The sequence below is a fragment of the Bacillota bacterium genome (assembly GCA_024655925.1).
In the GTDB taxonomy this organism is placed as follows: Bacteria; Bacillota; DTU025; order DTU025; family JANLFS01; genus JANLFS01.
On sequence record JANLFS010000065.1, the window covers coordinates 8,990 to 12,364 of the forward strand.

Sequence of the window (3,375 nt, forward strand, 5' to 3'; positions counted from 1 at the left end):
GGGCCGGCAATGAAGCTTGTTGGCAGCTATGTGGCCCTGCTATCCCATGCCATCGTGTGGGGCATGGCTTGCAGCTCATGGCACAAATCCAGCAACCACGCCGCGCACGCGATGCAGGTAATCGGTGATGGCCCGGTGCAGCTCCCAAAACCCCTCAAGGGGCACCATGAGACTTCAAAGAGAGTAGCCCTTTCTAAACCACTTGCCCCTTGATAGGATTATACCCGGTATAATCAACGGCGGAGCCCTTCGCCCGCCGGCGGGAGGGATTTTCGATGCTCTCGATCGCCGAGGATCTACGGCTGGCCTATCCAGGTGCCGCTTTTGGGGTTCTGGTCATGACCAGGGTGAGTAATCCCCCGTTCCACGCCGGATTGGAGGAGAGGAAGCGGAGGGTCGAGGAGGAACTGCGCGGCCGTTTCGCGGGCATGACACGGGCCGAATTGAACTCGGTCGAACCGCTCGGCGCTTACGCCGCTTACTACGGCCGCTTCAAGCAGACCTACCACGTCCTCCTCCAGCTCGAATCGGTCGTCCATGGGGGCCGGCCCATCCCGAGCGTCGCGGCCCTGGTCGAGGCGATGTTCCTGGCCGAACTCCGGAACCTGCTTCTCACGGCCGGCCACAACCTGGCGGAGCTCTCGTTCCCCCTCAGGCTGGGCCTGGCCGAGGGGATGGAGCGGTACCTCGGGCTCGACGGCCGCGAAAAGACCGCCGTACGCGGCGACATGCTGCTGGCCGACGGTCGCGGCGCGATCTCCAGCGTCCTGCGCGGCCCGGATCACCGGACCCGCCTGAAGGAAGATACCGGGAGCGCCCTCTTCTTCGTCTATGCCCCGCCCGGGATCGGCACGGCACCGCTCCGGGCCCACCTGTCGGAGATCCGCGAATACGTCCAACTGGTGGCCCCCGGGGCGGAAGAAACCACTCTCGAAACGGTGGAAGTCCGATGATACTCAGTGCCGTTGGGTGGCACACGTGAGCAGATCGCCGCAAAGGAGTAACCATGTGTTAAGAGGGTCGATCATGCCGAACAAATTGGGTGAGATGCCGAGGGTGCCCTGGATTACCGAGGATGGGTACCTGGATCTCACTAAGTTCCCCATTGACAGCGTTCTGACGCAGGCTCTGTCCACGGATCCTTCGATGTTCCGTTCGGGTTGCGTCATGCTGGGTTCTATGCAAGTCAGAGGCCGTGTTGAAGCGGGAGTGTTTCTCGTGGGCCTCTTCTACCATTGGCGTGATGACATTGAGCGCTTGGCGACCATCGTAGAGCAGCTGCCTCAGGACTGTAAGACAGCAGAGATGCTCGTCGGCGAACTATATCGGGTCAAGAGTTCGAACTCGTCTCGGCGTTACCTCAACGCGGTGATCAAGAGACTGACCAGCTACCCCAGGCTGCTGATCGAGGAGCATTTTGCGCGGTTGAGCCGTGATCAGTTCTTCTCCAGCCGCATGAGAGCTAAGTTCAGGGCGATCCTCGATGAGTTGCGTTATGGTCGCAATGCATCCTGGGAGTGAAGAGCAGACCCAGGCAGATAACACATGGATCGGAGCTGTGCACAATGTTAAGAAATGGCGACATGAAATGATCCCGAAGGTCAGGGAAGTGTTGGAGTCGGGTCAGTTCGTTCGGTTGCCCACTCGATTCGAGATCCACGAATGGGCTATCATGGGGCGGTTTTCTCTGAATCGTCAAGTCTCACGGTACCAGGATAGACTCGCAACCCGTGGCAGAGCGAAATCACAACCCCTTGCAGCTTCGAGCACTATAGCTTCTGGCATCCTTCGCAGTAGTATATGCTCCCGGCCATATACGCCGCTCTCTTGATTATTGTCCCACAAACCGGACAGGGCTTGTCCACGGTGTCTTTGCTGAGTATTGTCTTGTATCCTCCTGGGCGACCATATATAGCTAAACAAACGGTCAGTGAAGAATTCCCTGCCCGCATGGGCGTCTCTAGCTGGTATAATGGCTGCCAGCTGAAAGGAGAGACGGTCCATGCCAAGACTAAGGGTGCGAGTAACCAATATGCACGGATTTACAGCCGGCGAGATCGCCAAGCTCGCGGCGCGCGCCGATAAGCCATATACACGTCAGGCTCTTACGGCGGTAGTCATGACGCTCCAGGGCATTCCCGCTGAGACGACAGCCGAAACGCTCGGGTGTTCCCGCGTCCCCGTTTGGAGGCACGTTCACCGGTGGAACGAGCAGGGCATTGAGGCTGCGGCGGATCACAGGGGCGGAAGCAAGAGCTCGTTCACCGAGGAGATGCTCGCCGACGTCGACGACGCGGTCAGGAACCGTTGCCCGAAGGACCATGGATACTACAAGAACCGTTGGGACACTAGGGTCCTCCAGCGGTACATCCTTGATACGTACGGGCGGGAGTACTCGTACGAGCGGATCCGGCAGATACTGCACAAGCTCGGCCACTCCCATAAGCGGAGCACGAAGCGCCCTACAAGGCCGGACAAACAGGCTCAGGACGCCTTCAAAAAGGGGTGGCTTAATTAGTGGATGACCTTTCCCAAAGAGACGACGTCTGCCTGTTCGCCCTGGACGAGACCGGAATCAGGCTGGAGTCCGACAGCTTCTACGGATGGGGTCCAAAAGGGCAGCCCCTCTATATGGAAGCGAACGGAGACCACAAGGGCGTCAACGTCATCGGCTCCATAGAGATACTGAGGGACTACAAAACGTACCACTCTGTCCATTCGTCCAAAGAAGGCATGAACTCGCAGCATGTGGGCTGGTTCATAGACAAGCTAATGCGCGTGAGCCCAGGAAAAGAGGTATGGGTTATCCTCGACAACTACCGGCCGCACAGGTCCATAGCGCCCGAGTTCGAGCGCAAGTACCGGAGCAGGCTCTATTTCCTCTTCCTGCCCCCGTATTCGCCGGAGCTCAACCCACAGGAGAACATGTGGGCGTGGCTCAAGGACTACTGCGCCCGAGCCTGCGCGTATCGAATCGACAAAGATCTACGCAAGAGAATAACCAGGTTTCACGTGTACGCCTACAACACTCCAAGCAAAGTCAGAAGGCGTGTAGACGCCAGGCTGTACTTCAAGGCTGCGTGATTTCACTTCGGATTTGCTTGGCTATAGACGGCGCACCCTGCGCCTCTACAGGGGGTTCTATCTGTCTGCCTGGTATTATACACCGTCCCGCGCCGTGACGAGGGCTCCAAGGGCGTTCCCCGAAATCACCTCGCGGTTCCCGAACGGGAGGACGGATCGGGATGCGAAGTTGCCTCATGTCCCTGCGTGCCAGATTCCCCTCGGGTATTCCGTCTAGAGGCCCAATCGGACGGCCAGTCGGCTGAAGAAAGACGTGATGAACTCCTCAGGACTCAGCACGGGCACGTCGAG

5 protein-coding genes are annotated in these 3,375 nt (G+C 58.7%); all 5 read left to right on the top strand.

Annotated elements, in window-relative coordinates; all coding sequences use genetic code 11:
- A partial coding sequence (locus NUW23_10665) for a hypothetical protein (GenBank protein MCR4426626.1) occupies positions 1-213 on the top strand: 213 nt, incomplete at its 5' end.
- A gap of 62 nt (positions 214-275) precedes the next feature.
- Positions 276-953 carry a hypothetical protein gene (locus tag NUW23_10670; protein MCR4426627.1) on the top strand — a complete coding sequence of 226 codons (678 nt, stop codon included), beginning with the start codon at positions 276-278 and terminating at the stop codon, positions 951-953.
- 73 nt (positions 954-1,026) lie between these two features.
- Entirely contained in the window at positions 1,027-1,521 is a 495-nt protein-coding gene (locus tag NUW23_10675) for a hypothetical protein (protein MCR4426628.1), read from the top strand.
- Positions 1,522-2,002: 481 nt separating this feature from the next.
- Entirely contained in the window at positions 2,003-2,518 is a 516-nt protein-coding gene (locus NUW23_10680; GenBank protein ID MCR4426629.1) for a winged helix-turn-helix domain-containing protein, read from the top strand.
- Complete coding sequence (locus tag NUW23_10685; GenBank protein ID MCR4426630.1) at positions 2,518-3,084, top strand: transposase; 567 nt, start codon at positions 2,518-2,520, stop codon at positions 3,082-3,084. The genes NUW23_10680 and NUW23_10685 overlap by 1 nt, the downstream gene beginning before the upstream one ends.
- Positions 3,085-3,375 lie beyond the last annotated feature (291 nt).